Source organism: Bacillus sp. LR--39, from assembly GCF_053613335.1.
Genome location: NZ_JBSIOT010001483.1, coordinates 1 through 539 on the forward strand (window position 1 = coordinate 1; position 539 = coordinate 539).

Annotated in this window: 1 protein-coding gene; it reads left to right on the forward strand. The window is 39.9% G+C overall.

The genetic code is table 11. The features are described from left to right. The coding region (gene fatR / locus ACWHAR_RS31290) for a transcriptional regulator FatR (protein ID WP_452088956.1) at positions 1 to 539 on the forward strand (539 nt) is incomplete at both ends.

Consider the following 539-nt stretch of genomic DNA (forward strand, 5'->3'; position numbering starts at 1 on the left):
TCCGCATCCAGCAGTAAATACGACATGATTATGAAAGCGTCGGTCTCACTTTTTACGGAAAGGGGTTTTGACGCTACCACTATTCCTATGATAGCTGAACGTGCTCATGTAGGGACAGGAACGATCTATCGTTATTTTGACAGCAAAGAAACACTCGTTAACGTACTGTTTCAAGAAAGCATCCAGCGATTTACGGAAAAACTGAAGCAAGACGTTTCAGAATTGCCTGTCAGAGAAGGCTTTCACCACGTATTTTGCTGTCTCGTTCAGTTTACGAAAGAGAGCGACTATGCGCTTTTTTTTCTTGAAACCAAAAAAGACGCTCATTACTTAAATCATACAAGCAAAAAAATGATAGAAAATCTGACTCAAATGCTTGATGACTATTTTAATAAGGGAAAAGCGGAAGGCGTGATTCGCAGCCTGCCCTCTAATGTGTTAATTGCGATTGTATTAGGGGCGTTTCTCAAGATATATCAGCTCGTTCAAACAGGTGATATAGAGATGGACACTGATTTAATTACTGAATTGGAACAATG